The sequence below is a fragment of the Caproicibacterium lactatifermentans genome, assembly GCF_013315815.1.
Classification (GTDB): domain Bacteria; phylum Bacillota; class Clostridia; order Oscillospirales; family Acutalibacteraceae; genus Caproicibacterium; species Caproicibacterium lactatifermentans.
The window spans coordinates 363,867-377,479 of the sequence record NZ_CP046051.1; the positions used below are offsets into that span (position 1 = coordinate 363,867).

26 protein-coding genes and 1 pseudogene are annotated in these 13,613 nt (G+C 53.6%); 26 read left to right on the top strand and 1 reads right to left on the bottom strand.

Features of this window, described 5'->3' with window-relative positions; all coding sequences use genetic code 11:
- Position 1 precedes the first annotated feature (1 nt).
- The 26 genes and pseudogenes from rplV to rplQ form a co-directional block, all read left to right on the top strand.
- Positions 2-337, top strand: coding sequence for a 50S ribosomal protein L22 (rplV, locus tag GJQ69_RS01715; protein WP_086036528.1), 336 nt, complete (start codon positions 2-4; stop codon positions 335-337).
- 18 nt (positions 338-355) lie between these two features.
- Positions 356-1,069: a 30S ribosomal protein S3 gene (gene rpsC / locus GJQ69_RS01720; protein ID WP_086036527.1), complete on the top strand. Its 714-nt coding sequence runs from the start codon at positions 356-358 to the stop codon at positions 1,067-1,069.
- Positions 1,069-1,497, top strand: coding sequence for a 50S ribosomal protein L16 (gene rplP, locus GJQ69_RS01725; protein WP_086036526.1), 429 nt, complete (start codon positions 1,069-1,071; stop codon positions 1,495-1,497). Before rpsC ends, rplP begins: the two co-directional genes overlap by 1 nt.
- Positions 1,494-1,700: a 50S ribosomal protein L29 gene (gene rpmC / locus GJQ69_RS01730; protein ID WP_086036525.1), complete on the top strand. Its 207-nt coding sequence runs from the start codon at positions 1,494-1,496 to the stop codon at positions 1,698-1,700. The genes rplP and rpmC overlap by 4 nt, the downstream gene beginning before the upstream one ends.
- Positions 1,701-1,720: 20 nt before the next feature.
- Positions 1,721-1,981: a 30S ribosomal protein S17 gene (gene rpsQ / locus GJQ69_RS01735; protein WP_086036524.1), complete on the top strand. Its 261-nt coding sequence runs from the start codon at positions 1,721-1,723 to the stop codon at positions 1,979-1,981.
- A gap of 36 nt (positions 1,982-2,017) precedes the next feature.
- Complete coding sequence (rplN, locus tag GJQ69_RS01740; RefSeq protein ID WP_174192787.1) at positions 2,018-2,386, top strand: 50S ribosomal protein L14; 369 nt, start codon at positions 2,018-2,020, stop codon at positions 2,384-2,386.
- A 16-nt stretch (positions 2,387-2,402) separates the two neighbouring features.
- On the top strand, positions 2,403-2,723 hold the full coding sequence (gene rplX / locus GJQ69_RS01745; protein ID WP_086036522.1) for a 50S ribosomal protein L24: 321 nt from the start codon (positions 2,403-2,405) through the stop codon (positions 2,721-2,723).
- A gap of 14 nt (positions 2,724-2,737) precedes the next feature.
- A complete protein-coding gene (gene rplE / locus GJQ69_RS01750) occupies positions 2,738-3,277 on the top strand; it encodes a 50S ribosomal protein L5 (protein WP_086036521.1) in 540 nt (179 codons plus the stop codon).
- Positions 3,278-3,289: 12 nt separating this feature from the next.
- Positions 3,290-3,475 (top strand): type Z 30S ribosomal protein S14, encoded by a 186-nt coding sequence (locus GJQ69_RS01755; RefSeq protein ID WP_086036520.1) that lies wholly within the window; start codon positions 3,290-3,292, stop codon positions 3,473-3,475.
- Positions 3,476-3,495: 20 nt separating this feature from the next.
- A complete protein-coding gene (gene rpsH, locus GJQ69_RS01760; protein ID WP_086036519.1) occupies positions 3,496-3,894 on the top strand; it encodes a 30S ribosomal protein S8 in 399 nt (132 codons plus the stop codon).
- A 15-nt stretch (positions 3,895-3,909) separates the two neighbouring features.
- Positions 3,910-4,458 (top strand): 50S ribosomal protein L6, encoded by a 549-nt coding sequence (gene rplF, locus GJQ69_RS01765; protein WP_086036518.1) that lies wholly within the window; start codon positions 3,910-3,912, stop codon positions 4,456-4,458.
- A gap of 19 nt (positions 4,459-4,477) precedes the next feature.
- Positions 4,478-4,837, top strand: coding sequence for a 50S ribosomal protein L18 (rplR, locus tag GJQ69_RS01770; protein WP_086036517.1), 360 nt, complete (start codon positions 4,478-4,480; stop codon positions 4,835-4,837).
- A gap of 17 nt (positions 4,838-4,854) precedes the next feature.
- Positions 4,855-5,361 (top strand): 30S ribosomal protein S5, encoded by a 507-nt coding sequence (gene rpsE / locus GJQ69_RS01775; protein ID WP_086036516.1) that lies wholly within the window; start codon positions 4,855-4,857, stop codon positions 5,359-5,361.
- Between the two features lie 15 nt (positions 5,362-5,376).
- Positions 5,377-5,556, top strand: coding sequence for a 50S ribosomal protein L30 (gene rpmD / locus GJQ69_RS01780; protein WP_086036515.1), 180 nt, complete (start codon positions 5,377-5,379; stop codon positions 5,554-5,556).
- Positions 5,557-5,577: 21 nt separating this feature from the next.
- Positions 5,578-6,021, top strand: coding sequence for a 50S ribosomal protein L15 (gene rplO / locus GJQ69_RS01785; RefSeq protein WP_086036514.1), 444 nt, complete (start codon positions 5,578-5,580; stop codon positions 6,019-6,021).
- Between the two features lies 1 nt (position 6,022).
- Entirely contained in the window at positions 6,023-7,363 is a 1,341-nt protein-coding gene (secY, locus tag GJQ69_RS01790; protein WP_086036513.1) for a preprotein translocase subunit SecY, read from the top strand.
- Between the two features lie 13 nt (positions 7,364-7,376).
- On the top strand, positions 7,377-8,009 hold the full coding sequence (locus GJQ69_RS01795; protein WP_086036512.1) for an adenylate kinase: 633 nt from the start codon (positions 7,377-7,379) through the stop codon (positions 8,007-8,009).
- Between the two features lie 7 nt (positions 8,010-8,016).
- Positions 8,017-8,769 (top strand): type I methionyl aminopeptidase, encoded by a 753-nt coding sequence (gene map, locus GJQ69_RS01800; protein WP_086036511.1) that lies wholly within the window; start codon positions 8,017-8,019, stop codon positions 8,767-8,769.
- Between the two features lie 10 nt (positions 8,770-8,779).
- Complete coding sequence (locus tag GJQ69_RS01805; RefSeq protein ID WP_086036510.1) at positions 8,780-9,052, top strand: KOW domain-containing RNA-binding protein; 273 nt, start codon at positions 8,780-8,782, stop codon at positions 9,050-9,052.
- A 2-nt stretch (positions 9,053-9,054) separates the two neighbouring features.
- Positions 9,055-9,273 carry a translation initiation factor IF-1 gene (gene infA / locus GJQ69_RS01810; RefSeq protein WP_086036509.1) on the top strand — a complete coding sequence of 73 codons (219 nt, stop codon included), beginning with the start codon at positions 9,055-9,057 and terminating at the stop codon, positions 9,271-9,273.
- Positions 9,274-9,314: 41 nt separating this feature from the next.
- Positions 9,315-9,428: a 50S ribosomal protein L36 gene (gene rpmJ, locus GJQ69_RS01815; RefSeq protein WP_004824776.1), complete on the top strand. Its 114-nt coding sequence runs from the start codon at positions 9,315-9,317 to the stop codon at positions 9,426-9,428.
- 34 nt (positions 9,429-9,462) lie between these two features.
- Entirely contained in the window at positions 9,463-9,831 is a 369-nt protein-coding gene (rpsM, locus tag GJQ69_RS01820; RefSeq protein ID WP_086036508.1) for a 30S ribosomal protein S13, read from the top strand.
- Between the two features lie 15 nt (positions 9,832-9,846).
- Positions 9,847-10,260 (top strand): 30S ribosomal protein S11, encoded by a 414-nt coding sequence (gene rpsK, locus GJQ69_RS01825; protein WP_086036507.1) that lies wholly within the window; start codon positions 9,847-9,849, stop codon positions 10,258-10,260.
- A 31-nt stretch (positions 10,261-10,291) separates the two neighbouring features.
- Positions 10,292-10,885 carry a 30S ribosomal protein S4 gene (gene rpsD, locus GJQ69_RS01830; protein ID WP_174192796.1) on the top strand — a complete coding sequence of 198 codons (594 nt, stop codon included), beginning with the start codon at positions 10,292-10,294 and terminating at the stop codon, positions 10,883-10,885.
- A gap of 66 nt (positions 10,886-10,951) precedes the next feature.
- The gene (locus tag GJQ69_RS01835; protein ID WP_086036505.1) at positions 10,952-11,905 is read left to right on the top strand and encodes a DNA-directed RNA polymerase subunit alpha; all 954 of its coding nucleotides are present in this window, start codon (positions 10,952-10,954) and stop codon (positions 11,903-11,905) included.
- Positions 11,906-11,939: 34 nt separating this feature from the next.
- A pseudogene (gene rplQ, locus GJQ69_RS01840) lies at positions 11,940-12,278 on the top strand (50S ribosomal protein L17); the annotation flags it as partial.
- 223 nt (positions 12,279-12,501) lie between these two features.
- Here rplQ and GJQ69_RS01845 read toward each other — a convergent pair.
- Complete coding sequence (locus GJQ69_RS01845) at positions 12,502-13,590, bottom strand: dipeptide epimerase (RefSeq protein WP_086036503.1); 1,089 nt, start codon at positions 13,588-13,590, stop codon at positions 12,502-12,504.
- Positions 13,591-13,613: the final 23 nt, after the last annotated feature.

The following is a 13,613-nucleotide window of genomic DNA, read 5'->3' on the forward strand; positions in this document are numbered from 1 at the left end:
CATGGAAGCAAGGGCTAACCTGAAATACGCCCGTATTTCCCCCCGTAAAATGTCTATCGTGCTGGACCTTATCCGCAATAAGCCGGTGGACGAAGCTATGGCTATCCTCCAAAATACCCCGAAAGCCGCATCTGAGTACCTGGTCAAGCTGCTCAAGTCGGCCGTGGCGAATGCTGAGAACAACCACAGCATGGACGTTTCCCGGCTGTACGTGTCCAAATGCTATGCATGCCCGGGCCCGATCCTCAAACGCATCCGTCCGCGTGCACAGGGCCGCGCGTACCGGGTCCTGAAAAGGACTTCTCACGTGACGCTGGTGCTTAAGGAAAAGGAATAAAGCAGAGGAGGTTACACAATGGGCCAGAAAGTTAATCCGCACGGTTTACGTGTTGGTGTTATTGACGATTGGGATTCCCGCTGGTACGTCAATGAAAAGGACTTTGGCGATACCCTGGTGGAAGACTACAACCTGCGCACGGCGCTGAAAAAGCAGCTGTATGCAGCGGGTGTCCCGAAGATTGAAATTGAACGTGACGCAAGCAAAGTCCGCATTCATATTCACTGCGCAAAGCCAGGAATGGTTATTGGCAAGGGCGGCACAGAGATTGAAAAGCTCCGTCTGCAGTGTGAAAAAATGCTGGGCAAGCCTGTTTCCATCAATATTATCGAGGTTAAGAACCCCGATGTGAACGCACAGCTGGTTGCAGAAAACATTGCACAGCAGCTGGAAAAACGTACGTCTTTCCGCCGCGCCATGAAGCAGTGCATCGGCCGCGCCATGAAGATGGGCGTTAAGGGTATTAAAACACAGGTTTCCGGCCGCCTTGGCGGTGCAGAAATCGCTCGCAGAGAATCCTACCATGATGGTACGATTCCGCTGCAGACCCTGCGCGCCGACATCGACTACGGCTTTACAGAAGCTGCTACAACCTATGGCCGCATCGGCGTGAAAGTCTGGATCTATCGGGGCGAAGTTTTGCATGACAACCGCCGCAGTGATGCCGCTGACAACAGAAACAACCGGCAGTCACAGCGCCGTCCGTCCCGTAGGGAAGGAGGCCGCAGATAATGTTAATGCCTAAGCGCACAAAGTTCCGCAAAATGCACCGTGGCCGTATGACCGGCAAAGCTTACCGCGGCAACAAGGTAACATACGGTGATTTTGGCCTGCAGGCATTGGAGCCAGCATGGATTACCGCAAACCAGATTGAAGCAGCTCGTGTTGCTATGACTCGTTACTGCAAACGTTTCGGCAAAGTTTGGATTAAGATTTTTCCCGACAAGCCGTATACCAAGAAACCGCTTGAAACCCGAATGGGCAAAGGTAAAGGCGCCCCGGAATACTGGGTGGCTGTGGTAAAGCCCGGCCGTGTGCTGTTTGAAATGGGCGAAATCCCGGAGGAAACCGCACGCGAGGCTATGCGCCTGGCCGCCAGCAAGCTGCCGATTAAGACAAAGTTTGTAACTAAGAAGGAAGAGGAGGTTGCCCAGTCATGAAAGCTTCTGAAGTTCGGGATATGACCACTGCAGAGCTCGAGAGCAAGCTCAAGGACCTGAAAGAGGAGCTCTTTAACCTCCGCTTCCAGCTTGCGATTAACCAGCTCGACAACCCGATGCGTATCTCCGCTGTTAAAAAGGACATTGCCCGCATTAAGACCGTGTTGCGCGCTAATGAACTTAAAGACAGCGCCGAAGCGTAACCGGAAGGAGGGAAAACATCGTGAGCGAAAAGAGAAATAACCGCAAAACAGAGGTTGGCACCGTAGTTAGCAACAAGATGGACAAAACCATTGTGATTGCTATTAAGGATAGTGTCAAGCATCCGCTGTATAAAAAGGTCATTAAGCGTACCGTTAAGCTGAAAGCACATGATGAAAAGAACGAGTGCAATATTGGTGACCGCGTGCGTGTGATGGAAACCCGCCCGCTGAGCAAAGACAAGCGCTGGCGTCTTGTGGAGATTATCGAGAAGGCAAAATAATTTCTGTTTTGCCCTTTAGCAAAGGAGGAACGCACTGTGATTCAACAGCAGACTTACCTCAATGTTGCCGATAACACCGGCGCGAAGCAGCTTATGTGCATCCGCGTGCTGGGCGGTACCGGCAGAAGGTATGCGAATATCGGTGACGTTGTGGTCGCTTCCGTAAAGAAAGCAGCCCCGGGCGGCACAGTAAAGAAAGGCGACGTAGTAAAGGCGGTTATCGTCCGCTCTTCCAACGGCGTTCGCCGCGACGACGGCAGCTACATTCGTTTTGACGAAAATGCAGCCGTACTCATTAAAGATGACAAAACCCCGCAGGGTACTCGTATCTTTGGGCCAGTGGCACGTGAACTGCGTGACCACGACTATATGAAGATCCTGAGCCTTGCGCCGGAAGTTCTGTAAGGAGGTGTCACAGGATATGGCAAATAAAATGCATGTAAAAACCGGTGACACTGTTGTGATGCTCTCTGGCCGCGATGCCGGCAAGCAGGGCAAAGTCATGGCGGTCAGCCCCAGTGAGGGCAAGGTCATCGTCGAAAAGCTGAACATGGTCACCAAGCACGTCAAGCCCCGCAAAATGGGCGAAGAAGGCGGCAAGGTTACGGGCGAGGGCGCGGTTTACGCTTCCAAAGTCCAGGTGGTCTGCCCCAGCTGCAAGAAACCTACCCGTGTCGGCCACAAGATCGCTGCGGACGGCACCAAGACCCGCATTTGCAAAAAGTGCGGCAAAGAGCTGTGAGGGAGGAGACACCATTGGCTAGACTGAAAGATTACTACAAGAGCGAGGTCGCTCCTGCCCTGATGAAGAAGTTTTCCTATAAGAGCGTCATGCAGATCCCGAAGCTCGATAAAATCGTCATCAACGTCGGCGCAGGTGAGGCCAAGGAAAATGCCAAGGTCATCGATTCTATTATCAATGACATTATGGCAATTACCGGTCAGCGCCCGGCAGTGTGCACCGCAAAGAAGAGCGTAGCTAACTTTAAGCTGCGCGCCGGCATGAAAATCGGCGTAAAGGTTACCCTGCGCGGTAACCGTATGTACGAATTCATGGACCGCTTCTTCAATGTGGCCCTGCCCCGCGTGCGTGACTTCCGCGGAATTAACCCCAACTCCTTCGATGGCCGCGGCAACTACAACCTCGGCGTGAAGGAACAGCTGATTTTCCCGGAAATCGAGTTCGACAAGATCGATAAGGTCCGCGGCATGGACATCTGCTTTGTCACAACCGCGAAGAACGACGAGGAAGCCCGCGAGCTGCTGGCTCAGCTGGGCGCCCCGTTCGCGAAATAAGGAGGGTTTCCTGTGGCAAAAACATCTATGAAAATAAAACAGCGCCGCCCTGCGAAGTACTCTTCCCGGCAGTATAACCGCTGCAAGATCTGCGGCCGGCCGCACGGCTACCTTCGTAAGTTCGGTATCTGCCGTATTTGCTTCCGCAACCTTGCCTATAAGGGCGAGATTCCGGGCGTAAAAAAGGCAAGCTGGTAAGCAGCTAAGGAGGTAACGGAATGCAGATTACAGATACAATCGCAGACCTGCTCACCCGGATTCGCAACGCAAGCACAGCCAAGCATTCTACTGTGGAGATCCCGGCTTCCAATATGAAGAAGTCCATCTGCCAGATTTTGAAGGATGAGGGCTATATTAAGAACTTTACCGTTGCAGTCGACGGCAAACAGGGCGTCATTAAAGCAGAACTGAAGTATACAGAAGACCGTAAATCGGTCATTACCGGCCTGAAGCGTGTCAGCAAGCCCGGCCTGCGCATCTATTCCAGCGCAGCAGAGCTGCCCCACGTGATGAAGGGCCTCGGCGTGGCAATTATCTCTACAAGCCACGGCGTTATGACAGACCGCGCAGCACGCCGTGCCAATATCGGCGGCGAAGTGCTCGCGTTTATCTGGTAAAGAGGGGGTGCAAATATGTCTCGAATTGGAAGAAAACCCATAAATATTCCCGCGGGCGTTGACGTAAAAGTCAACGGAAGCGAAGTGACCGTCAAGGGACCGAAAGGCTCCTTGACCAAAACATTCCACCCGAATATGAAAATCGCGGTGGAGGGCAACGAGATTCTCGTTTCGCGCCCGGATGACACAAAGACAAACAAATCCCTGCACGGCCTTACCCGCAGCCTGATTCAGAACATGGTGGACGGCGTGACAACCGGCTTTAAAAAAGAGTTGGAGATTCGCGGTGTTGGTTACCGTGCCCAGAAAAAGGGTAAGAACATGGTTATGAACCTGGGATATTCTCATCAGGTCATTGTGCCGGAAGTTGATGGTATTACCATTGACTGCCCGTCCGCAAACCAGATTACCATTTCTGGCCCTGACAAGCAGCAGGTTGGACAGTTTGCCGCAGAAGTACGCGAAAAACGTCCGCCGGAGCCGTATAAGGGCAAAGGCATCCGCTATGTTGGCGAATTTGTCCGCCATAAGGAAGGCAAAGCCGGCAAGGGCGCTAAGAAGTAACTGAAGGAGTGAATATCATATGGTGAACAAGGCTGACAAAAACACTGCCAGACTGCGCCGCCACCGCCGTGTGCGCGGTAAGATTTCCGGCACTGCACAGTGCCCCCGCCTGAATGTGTTTCGCTCTACCAAAAACATCTACGCCCAGGTCATTGACGATATCAATGGGGTCACGCTGTGCGCGGCTTCTACTCTGGACAAAGAGTTCGATGGTAACGGCGGCAACAAAGAGGCTGCACGCAAGGTTGGTAAGCTGATCGCAGAGCGTGCCGCGGAAAAAGGCATCACAGAGGTCAAGTTTGACCGCGGCGGCAATCTGTTCCACGGACGTGTAAAGGAACTGGCTGATGGCGCCCGCGAGGGCGGCCTCAAGTTCTGATAAAGGAGGAGAAACGATTGGCTAGATTCGACTCAAGACGCAAAGAAGACGATGAGTTTAAGGAGCACGTGGTTACTATTAACCGCGTTTCCAAAACCGTAAAAGGCGGCCGTATCTTCAAGTTTGCTGCACTGGTCGTCGTGGGCGACGGCAAGGGTACAGTTGGCTTCGGTATTGGCAAATCCGGCGAAGTTCCGGATGCTATCCGCAAGGGCATTGAGGACGCTAAGAAAAACCTCATTAAAGTCGCTACTCACGGCAGCACCATCCCGCACGAGATTATCGGTGCCTACGGTGCCGGCCGTGTCCTGATGAAACCGGCTGCCCCTGGTACCGGCGTTATCGCCGGCGGCCCGGTGCGTGCTGTTATTGAGGCAGCAGGCATCCATGACATCCGTACCAAGGCACTGCGCTCCAACAATCCGTGCAATGTGGTGCGCGCAACGATTGACGGCCTGTCCCGTCTGCGTACAGCCGAGCAGGTTGCTGCGCTGCGCGGCCGCGCTGTCAGCGATATTCTGTAAGGAGGGCGCAACATCATGGCACAGTTAAAGATTAAGCTGGTCAAGAGCCTGATTGGCGCACAGAAAGACCAGATCGCTACGGCCCAGTCCATGGGCCTGCGTAAAATCGGTGACTCCACCGTGCAGCCAGATAACACCCCAACACAGGGTAAGGTGCACAAGATCACCCACCTCATCGAGGTAACCAACGCTTAAACAGCAAGGAGGTGCGAGTAAATGAAACTGAATGACTTAACAGCAGTACCAGGTTCCACACGCAGCACAAAGCGTCTGGGCCGCGGTGCCGGCTCCGGCCAGGGCAAAACCTCCGGCAAAGGCCAGAAAGGCCAGAAGGCCCGTTCCGGCGGCAGCATCCGCCCCGGGTTTGAAGGCGGCCAGATGCCGCTGCAGCGCCGTATGCCGAAGCGCGGTTTTCACAATATTTTTGCAAAGGCCATCGTTGCGGTCAATGTCGGCACATTGGACAAGAAGTTTGAGGACGGTGCTACAGTAGACACACAGGCTCTGCTGGACAACGGCATCATTAAGTCCGCTATGGACGGCATTAAGATTCTCAGCAACGGAAAAATGACGAAAAAACTGACTGTGAAGGCAAACGCTTTCTCCGCCGCGGCAAAGGAAAAGATTGAATCTGCAGGTGGGAAGGCCGAGGTGATCTGAGTTGTTCAAAACAATAAAGAACGCCTGGGGCATTCCGGATTTGCGCAAGAAAATCCTGTTCACGCTTTTTGTCATCGTGGTGTTCCGCTTCGGCGCTGTCATCCCGGTGCCTTTCCTTAACTCCACTGCTTTGCGCGGCATTATGAACAGCTCCGCTGTTAACAGTACTGCGCTGGGTTACCTGGATATGTTCTCCGGCGGTGCATTTTCCAATGCAACGCTATTTGCAATGAGCGTGACGCCTTACATCAACAGCTCCATTATTATGCAGCTGTTGGCCGTAGCCATTCCTGCACTGGAACGCATGGTGAAGGATGGCGGGGAGGCAGGCCGTAAAAAAATGGGGCAGATTACCCGCGTGGTAGCTGTCCTGCTGGGCCTGTTGCAGGGACTTGCTTATTACTTCTACCTGCGGAATGCTTCCTACGGCGGCACGCCGATTGTGAAATATACACAGGGCGGTGCCGGCGTCTTTACTGCGTTTGTCATAATCCTTGTCTTTACGGCCGGTACGGCCCTGATGATGTGGATGGGCGAACAGATCAACCAGAAAGGTGTGGGCAACGGCATTTCCATTCTGTTGTTTGCCGGCATCGTTGCCCGTATGCCAGTTATTATCGGCAACCTGGGCAAATACCTCAATATGGCATGGACAGACGGCAGCGCCAACGGACGCTACTTTTTCCTTGTTCCGCTGTGGGGCCTTATCTTCCTGGCCCTGATGTGGGTTATTGTCTTTATGAATGATGCGGAGCGCCGGATTCCGGTGCAGTACGCAAAACGGGTTGTTGGCCGCAAACAGTACGGCGGCCAGGCGAGCCATATCCCGATTAAGGTCGGCATTGGCGGCGTTATGCCCATTATTTTCGCAAGCTCAATCCTGTCTATCCCTACGACCATTCGGTTTTTCATTGGGGACAACAAGGACTTGGGCAGCTTCTGGAACGGATTCTTTGCAGCATTTTCCAGCACCGGCTGGGTGTACTGCATTCTGTATGTGATTCTTATTGTTGCATTTGGTTATTTCTACACGGCAATTCAGTACAACCCGATTGAAATGGCCAACAATCTGCGCCAGAGCAATGGTACAATTCCGGGTATTCGCCCCGGCAAGCCTACTTCTGATTTTATTGGTAAAGTTCTTTCCAAAATCACGTTCGTCGGTTCTGTTTTCCTCGCGATTATCGCCATGATGCCGATTGTTTTCGCAAATGCCACAGGGATGCATAACCTCTCCATGGGCGGTACTTCTATCATCATCCTTGTTGGTGTAGCACTGGAGACTGTGAAACAGCTGGAAAGCCAAATGATGATGCGTCATTATAAGGGCTTCCTTGATTGAGAAGGAGTTTAGCATGAATCTGATTCTTTTGGGCGCACCGGGCGCTGGAAAAGGTACACAGGCAGAAGTCATCTGCAGCAAGCTGCACATTCCTGCCATTTCAACCGGCAATATTATTCGAGAAGCGCTGAAAAGCGGCACAAAGATGGGGCTGGCTGCTAAATCCTATATGGACAAAGGCGACCTGGTCCCGGATGAAGTTGTTATCGGCATTGTCAAAGACCGTTTGAAACAGCCGGACTGCAAAAACGGTTTTGTGCTGGACGGCTTCCCGCGGACTATCCCCCAGGCCGAGGCTCTGGACAAAATGGGCGTTCAGATAGACAAGGTTGTTGAGATTCATGTCTCTGATGACCGCATTGTCGCCCGTATGTCCGGACGCCGTGTCTGTGAAGACTGCGGAGTCAGCTACCATATGCTGTACAAAAAGCCAACGGTAGAGGGCAAATGCGACGCCTGCGGAGGCACCCTTGTTCAGCGCGCGGATGACCACCCGGATACCGTGAAAGCACGGCTGAAGGAATATCACACAAAGACCGAACCCCTGAAAGATTACTATGACAAACAGGGGAAGCTGGTCATTGTAGAAGGCCAGGAGGATGTGGCCGACACCTCCCGCCTGACACTTGCAGCAATCGAGGCGTAAGTAAAGTATGATCATTTTAAAAACCAGTCGGGAACTTACCTGCATGAAACATGCCGGTCGCATCGCACAAAATGCGCTGCAGATAGCCGGCGCGTTGGTAAAGCCGGGTGTTTCCACTTGGGAAATCGATAAGGCGGCCCATGACTATATCGTAGGCGAGGGAGCTGTTCCCAGCTGCCTTGGATACGGCGGTTTTCCGGCGACCTGCTGCATTTCTGTAAACGACGTGGTTGTCCATGGCATACCAAGCAAAAAGAAGATCCTTAAGGAGGGCGACATCGTCAGCATTGACTTGTGCGCCACCTATGAGGGTTTTGTGGGCGACAATACCTGGACTTTCCCCTGCGGGAAGGTCAGCAAAGAAGCCCAGGACCTGATGGACGCTACCCGCGAAAGCCTTTTTCAAGGCATTGAGGCTGCAAAGCCCGGTAACCGCATCGGCGATGTGGGCAGCGCGGTTCAGCGGTATGTCGAAGCTCGCGGTTACTCGGTGGTACGGAACTACACCGGCCACGGAGTAGGCGCGAAGATGCACGAAGACCCCAGTGTTCCGAACTACGGCACGCCCGGCCGGGGCGTACGCCTGCTGCCGGGTATGGTTATTGCCATAGAGCCCATGGTTTGCCAGGGGACCTATGACGTGAAGACTTTGCCGGACGGCTGGACCACTCTGACTAAAGACGGCAAGTTGGCGGCTCACTTTGAGCACACCGTTGCCATTACGGAATCCGGCCCGGTCATTCTGACCAAGGGTGACTGAGGTGGCCGCCATGGAGATGAAGCGCGGCACCGTGGCCCGCAGTGCTGCCGGCCACGACAAGGGCAGCTTTTGCGCGGTGCTTTCCCTTATGGGGCCATATGCCCTGGTGTGTGACGGACGCCGCCGCACACTGGAAAAGCCCAAAAAGAAAAAGCTGATTCACCTTTTTCCTACCCGTACGGTTTTACCGGAGGAAGCCCTGCACAGCAACCGTGCGCTTCGGGCGGCTCTTCGGCCGTTTTGCGGCAGGAGCAGTTCCACGCCAGAGGAGGCTGATTTGTAAGTATGTCTAAGCAGGACGTTATAGAGACCGAGGGTACCGTAGTAGAGGCCCTGCCCAATGCAATGTTTAAGGTAGAGCTGCAAAATCATCACATGATTTTGGCCCATATCTCCGGCAAACTGCGTATGAATTTCATTCGCATCCTGCCCGGCGACAAGGTTACCGTAGAGATGTCCCCCTACGACCTGACCCAGGGCCGCATCACGTGGCGTACCAAATAAAGTAAATATCTAAAGAAGTTTTCTGCAAGGAGGGTACACCCATGAAAGTAAGACCTTCTGTTAAAAAAATGTGCGAAAAGTGCAAGATTATTAAGCGCAAGGGCAAAGTCATGGTGATCTGTGAAAACCCGAAGCACAAACAGCGTCAGGGCTAAGTGACGCGATTATCATTTTGGAGGTGCAACCAATATGGCTCGTATAGCAGGTATTGACTTGCCAAGAGACAAACGCGTCGAGATCGCCTTGACTTATATCTTTGGTATCGGCCGCAAGACCGCCACGGATATCTGCGCCGCGACCGGCGTGAATCCTGACCTGCGCGTGCGCGACATGAACGAGGACGACGCCGCAAAGCTCAGAGAATATATTGACCATCACTGCCGCGTAGAGGGCGACCTGCGCCGTGACGTGGCATTCGACATTAAGCGGCTGACAGAAATTAACTGCTACCGCGGTACCCGTCATCGCAAGGGTCTGCCGGTACACGGTCAGCGTACCAAGACCAACGCCAGAACCTGTAAGGGTCCGGTTAAGACGATGGCTAACAAGAAGAAGTAAAGGAGGGTTTCACCAATGCCAGCAAACAAAGGCGCAGCCGGCAAGAAGGCTGCTACCACGCGCCGCCGCCGCGAACGTAAAAATATCGACCGCGGTGCCGCGCATATCCAGTCCACATTTAACAACACCATTGTAACCATTACCGATATGCAGGGCAATGCTGTTTCTTGGGCAAGCTCTGGTGAGCTGGGCTTCCGCGGAAGCAGAAAGTCCACCCCCTTTGCCGCTCAGACCGCTGCTGAAACGGCTGCCAAAGGCGCTGTAGAGCACGGAATGAAGACCGTTGACGTTTACGTTAAGGGCCCGGGCTCCGGCCGCGAGGCCGCTATCCGTGCGCTGCAGAACGCAGGCCTGGAGGTCACCATGATTAAAGACGTGACCCCTGTTCCCCACAACGGATGCCGTCCTCCCAAAAGAAGACGTGTCTAATGAAAACGGAATCATAAAGGAGGAATAAGACATGGCCAGAAATATGCAGCCTGTCCTGAAGCGGTGCAAGACACTGGGCACCAGCCCCGCCGTTATGGGCATCAATAAAAATTCAATCCGCAACCCCAAGCAGGGCCGCCGCAAACAGAGTGAATATGCTACCCAGCTGAACGAAAAGCAGAAGGCAAAATTCATTTACGGCGTGCAGGAAAGACAGTTCCGCCATTACTACAAAATGGCAACCAACACCACCGGTGTGACAGGTGAAAACCTGCTGCGTCTGCTGGAGCGCCGCCTGGACAACGTTGTCTACCGCCTGGGCTTTGCAAACACTCGCCGCGAGGCACGCCAGATGGTCACCCACGGCCACATTACTGTAAACGGCAAGCGCCTGGACATCTGCTCCGCACTTGTTAAAGTGGGCGATGTTGTCTCCATCGCGGAGAAGAGCCGCTCATCCCAGCATGTAAAAGACATTCTGGAGAAGAATGCTGCTACTGCTGTGCCGAAGTGGCTGCAGATTAACCATGACAAGGTGGAGGGCACTGTCCTTGCCATGCCCGAAAGAAGCGACATTGACTTTGATATCAATGAAACGCTTATCGTTGAGTTGTACTCCAAATAATGCCCTGCAGGCACATGACACAGTGCGGTGGAGAATGCTCTGCCGTATGTCTAAGGAGGTTGCTTAATGATCGAGATAGAAAAGCCCAAAATTGAAATAGCAGACGTATCTGATGACGGCAATTACGGCAAGTTCGTGGTGTCGCCGCTGGAGCGCGGCTTTGGTACAACCCTGGGCAACAGCCTGCGGCGCGTGCTGCTTTCCTCTTTGCCGGGCGTGGCCCCTACCTCTATTAAAATAGACGGTGTGGTACACGAGTTTTCCACCATTCCCGGTGTAAAAGAGGACGTCACTGAAATGGTTCTGAATATCAAGAACCTTACCGCAAAGCTGCACTGCGACGGTCCCAAGACCGTTGAAATCTGTGCGGAAGGCCCCTGCGACGTAACAGCAGATTCCATTAAGTGTGACAGCGAAGTGGAGATTCTGAACCCAGAACTGCACATCGCCACCCTCGACGAGGGCGCAAAGCTCTACATGGAAATTACGCTGGACAAAGGCCGCGGGTATGTGCCCTCTGACCGCAACAAGCAGAACATGGCTGCCAATGTCATTGGCGTTATTCCGGTTGACTCTATTTACACCCCGGTGTATAAGGTGAACTTTAACGTGGAAAACGCCCGTGTGGGCCAGCGCATCGACTACGACAAGCTGACCCTGGAGGTTTGGACCAACGGCGTGATTACCGCGCAGGAGGCCGTCTCTTTGGCGGCAAAGTTCCTCACCGAGCACCTCAACCTGTTTGTCAATCTGTCTGATAAAGGCAGCAACGCAGAAATCATGGTGGAAAAGGACGACAAGGACAAGGAAAAGGTCCTCGATATGACCATTGAAGAGCTGGACCTTTCTGTCCGGTCTTTCAACTGCCTCAAGCGCGCCGGCATTAACACCGTGGGCGACCTTGTCAATAAGTCGGAAGAGGACATGATGAAGGTGCGCAACCTTGGACGTAAGTCACTGGAAGAAGTTATCTGGAAGATGGCTTCTCTTGGATACAATCTGCGCAAGGACGATGAATAATTCCCTATCCCATAGGTTAAAGGAGTGACATTCGATGCCAGGAACCAGAAAGCTCGGCAGAGCTACGGACAGCCGTACAGCAATGCTGCGTGCAATGGTGACCTTTCTTTTAGAGAATGGCAGAATCGAAACGACCGTCACCCGTGCCAAGGACGTTCGCGCCATGGCCGAGAAGATGATCACAATCGCCAAGAAGGACACGCTGCACACCCGCCGCCTTGTAATGGCCTTCATTACCAAGGAAGATGTTGCCAACAAGCTCTTTACCGAGATTGCTCCGCAGTATCAGGACCGCAACGGCGGTTATACCCGTATTACAAAAATCGGGCCGCGCCGCGGCGATGCTGCCCCGATGGCAATTATCGAACTGATGGAAACCGCTGCAAAGCCCGTCGCTGAAGCTGCACCAGCCGCAAAGGCTGAGGAAAAGCCTGCTGAAAAAGCAGAAGCAAAGGCTGACGATAAAGCAGAAAAGAAAGCCGACGAAAAAGCCGACAAGTAATTCTGCCTTGTAAAATTGCTATAAAAAGAGCTGCCTGCAAACGCGGGCAGCTTTTTTGTATGGTTTTGCAGATCCTTGTGCGGCGCTGACCTCTTTATGACAGCGGCGGTATCCAATCCGGCTGAATGCCAAGACCGGGCGTTTCATTCATCACAATGTGGTTTTCCAAAAACTGTGGGCCGCCGGTGTAGGGGCAGATGCTGCACAAGCCGGGACCGTCTAAGTCCACACGGGTAACAATGCGTTTGCCCGCGGCCAGATGAGCGGCCGCGCTGACGGCAAGGCTGCTTTCCAGCATACAGCCCACCATGCAGGGCACACCAAAGGTTTCGGCGAGGGAGCAAATTTGCAAAGCGCCGTAAATGCCGCCGGTTTTCATCAGCTTCAGGTTCAAAAAGTCGGCTGCACCTGCCTGCAGCACCGCCAGGGCGTCCCGTGGTGAAAAGACGCTTTCGTCTGCCAGCAGCGGGGTGGAAACATTTCGGCGCACAAAGGCCATACCTTCTATGTCCTGTGCGGGAACGGGCTGTTCGATTAGTTCCAGACCAAGACCGGCGTCTTCCATGCTGCGGATAAGGCGGACAGCCTGTGCCGGAGTCCAGCCCTGATTTGCGTCCACACGAATGGTGATGTCCGGACCGACCGCACGGCGAACGGAGGTCAGACGCTGTAGGTCCAGCTGTGGTTCCAGCCCTACCTTGATTTTTAGAATATGGAAGCCGCGCTGCACAGCAGTCAGGCTGTCGGCAGCCATTTGTTCGGGGCGGTTCACGCTGATGGTCAGGTCAGTTTCCAGTTCACTTTTGCTGCCGCCGAGCAGCCGATACAGTGGCACACCAAGTTTTTGTGCGCGCAGGTCGTACAGCGCCATGTCCACGGCAGCTTTGGCACTGGTGTTGTGCAGCAGTGCCGTGTGCAGGACTTGCATGGTGTTATCAAAGTCGTCAAGGTCACGTCCCAGCAGTGCTGGACGAATAAAATCCTCCACGGCACAGCGAATGGAGCCGATGGTTTCGCCGGTGATAGGCGCGCTGGGTGGTGCTTCACCGAAGGCGCGGCGGCCGTCGTTCGTAGTGACAGTGACCAATACGTCATGAATCTTGCTTACAGTGCGCAGGGCAGTCTTAAAGGGCGTGCGCAGCGGCACCGAAAATTCGGAAGTGCGAATGTCTGTAATTTTCATAAGGAACGTCCTTTCAGCGGAAA

Coding starts and splice junctions, on each gene's coding strand:
- rpsK (WP_086036507.1), top strand. CDS start 9,847: ATGCCAGCAAACAAAGGCGCAGCCGGCAAGAAGGCTGCTACCACGCGC.
- rplX (WP_086036522.1), top strand. CDS start 2,403: ATGGCAAATAAAATGCATGTAAAAACCGGTGACACTGTTGTGATGCTC.
- rplV (WP_086036528.1), top strand. CDS start 2: ATGGAAGCAAGGGCTAACCTGAAATACGCCCGTATTTCCCCCCGTAAA.
- rpsM (WP_086036508.1), top strand. CDS start 9,463: ATGGCTCGTATAGCAGGTATTGACTTGCCAAGAGACAAACGCGTCGAG.
- rpmJ (WP_004824776.1), top strand. CDS start 9,315: ATGAAAGTAAGACCTTCTGTTAAAAAAATGTGCGAAAAGTGCAAGATT.
- rpsH (WP_086036519.1), top strand. CDS start 3,496: ATGCAGATTACAGATACAATCGCAGACCTGCTCACCCGGATTCGCAAC.
- GJQ69_RS01805 (WP_086036510.1), top strand. CDS start 8,780: ATGGAGATGAAGCGCGGCACCGTGGCCCGCAGTGCTGCCGGCCACGAC.
- rpmC (WP_086036525.1), top strand. CDS start 1,494: ATGAAAGCTTCTGAAGTTCGGGATATGACCACTGCAGAGCTCGAGAGC.
- rpsC (WP_086036527.1), top strand. CDS start 356: ATGGGCCAGAAAGTTAATCCGCACGGTTTACGTGTTGGTGTTATTGAC.
- rplP (WP_086036526.1), top strand. CDS start 1,069: ATGTTAATGCCTAAGCGCACAAAGTTCCGCAAAATGCACCGTGGCCGT.
- rpsD (WP_174192796.1), top strand. CDS start 10,292: ATGGCCAGAAATATGCAGCCTGTCCTGAAGCGGTGCAAGACACTGGGC.
- map (WP_086036511.1), top strand. CDS start 8,017: ATGATCATTTTAAAAACCAGTCGGGAACTTACCTGCATGAAACATGCC.
- rplR (WP_086036517.1), top strand. CDS start 4,478: ATGGTGAACAAGGCTGACAAAAACACTGCCAGACTGCGCCGCCACCGC.
- rplF (WP_086036518.1), top strand. CDS start 3,910: ATGTCTCGAATTGGAAGAAAACCCATAAATATTCCCGCGGGCGTTGAC.
- infA (WP_086036509.1), top strand. CDS start 9,055: ATGTCTAAGCAGGACGTTATAGAGACCGAGGGTACCGTAGTAGAGGCC.
- rpmD (WP_086036515.1), top strand. CDS start 5,377: ATGGCACAGTTAAAGATTAAGCTGGTCAAGAGCCTGATTGGCGCACAG.
- GJQ69_RS01835 (WP_086036505.1), top strand. CDS start 10,952: ATGATCGAGATAGAAAAGCCCAAAATTGAAATAGCAGACGTATCTGAT.
- GJQ69_RS01795 (WP_086036512.1), top strand. CDS start 7,377: ATGAATCTGATTCTTTTGGGCGCACCGGGCGCTGGAAAAGGTACACAG.
- GJQ69_RS01845 (WP_086036503.1), bottom strand. CDS start 13,590: ATGAAAATTACAGACATTCGCACTTCCGAATTTTCGGTGCCGCTGCGC.
- rplO (WP_086036514.1), top strand. CDS start 5,578: ATGAAACTGAATGACTTAACAGCAGTACCAGGTTCCACACGCAGCACA.